At 58.7% G+C, this 1,445-nt stretch carries 2 protein-coding genes; both read right to left on the minus strand.

Features of this window, described 5'->3' with window-relative positions; all coding sequences use genetic code 11:
* On the minus strand, positions 1-500 hold a 500-nt coding region (gene sbcD, locus Q0288_RS17605), incomplete at its 3' end, for an exonuclease subunit SbcD (protein ID WP_299433607.1).
* Positions 501-615: 115 nt separating this feature from the next.
* On the minus strand, positions 616-1,445 hold an 830-nt coding region (locus tag Q0288_RS17610), incomplete at its 5' end, for a DUF1385 domain-containing protein (RefSeq protein WP_299433610.1).

Consider the following 1,445-nt stretch of genomic DNA (forward strand, 5'->3'; position numbering starts at 1 on the left):
CCCGTCGCCAGGTTTCTCAGGATCAGGCTCATGGCTCCCCCATAAGTTTTCTTCCACTCCGCGCTATCCCCTTGCAGCAGGTCGCCGGCCCTGACCAGCCGCCGCTCCGATAAAAAGGGCAGCAGAGCAGCCCGGGCCCCCAAAACCTCCACTACTCCGCCCTGTTCGGCAAAGCGCAGGTTGCCAAACACGGTGGCCCCGGTGAGTGAGAGCAGGGGCGAGAGGGCCTCGAGGCGTTCGCGGCTGTCGTGGTTGCCCGCTATCACCAGCGCAGGCGTCTTTAGCTCTCGCAAGCCCACAAAAAACTCAAATGCAGCAGTCTCGGCCTCGGTAGACACGATGCTTCGGTCAAAAAGATCACCCGCCACCAGAACCAGATCTATCCGCTCAGACCGCACCAGCCCCAGCAACCCCTGCAAGGCTTGCCGAATTTCGGCGGTGCGCTCTCGCCCCTTCAAGATTTTGCCGAGGTGCCAGTCTGCTGTATGCAGAATTCGCATAGGCTGATTGTACTTTAGATGTCGCAGGTCTTGGATCGCAGGTCAAATAAAGGCCGAAGGCTGAAGGCCTAAGGCTTTAGGCTATCAGCTATCGGCTATCGGCTCAGGGTGGTTCTCAGACCACCGCCATTGGCTTCTCCACAGGCTTTTCGGCCAGGGCGGCCTTGGTGCTCTCGATGGCGACCTCGAGCATGTCGTCAGTGGGTTCCTTGACGGTGAGCATCTGGAACTTGAAGCCCAGCCAGCGGAAGAACCTCGAGACCGGGTCGTGGTGTACAGCCGAGTAACGCAACACCTCAAACGACAGGGCTGCCACCACCGGAATCATCAGCAGGCGTGGGAAAATCCAGTACCAGGCCACCGTGAGGGGCGGGAAGAAGCTATACACGAACACCCCCACTACTGCGGTAAAGGCAATGAAGCTGGTGCCGCAACGGGGGTGGTAGGCCGGCTGGATCCGCACATTTTCCACTGTTAGCTCGAGGCTCTTTTCATGGGCCGCAATGGCTTTGTGTTCGGCCCCGTGATACATGAAGAATCGCTGCATGTCCTTCATTCGACCGATAAAGATCAGATAGCCAATAAGAATCACCATCTCGAACAGGCCAGCCAGCATATAAAACAAAAGGCGAAAACGCTCCTCGTCCACCAGCAAACCCGCTAGCCGCGCCGGTAACCAGACAAACAGTGCCAGGCCGATTACCAGCGAAACCGCCAGGGTGCCGTACATGGCCAGTCCCGAGACTTTCTCCTCTTCTTCTCCCGCCAGCTCGCCACTGCGCGAGAGCGATTTGTAGGAGATGCTCATGGCATCCCACAGTGCAACCACTCCACGGATCAGGGGCAGGCGGGCCCAGGGGTACTTTTTGGTAAGGGCTACTTCCTCGTGTCGCTCTACATGAATCTGGCCGCTGGGCAGCCGTACTGCCAGTGCCCAGGCATCGG

The organism is uncultured Meiothermus sp., assembly GCF_937863175.1.
GTDB lineage: Bacteria > Deinococcota > Deinococci > Deinococcales > Thermaceae > Meiothermus.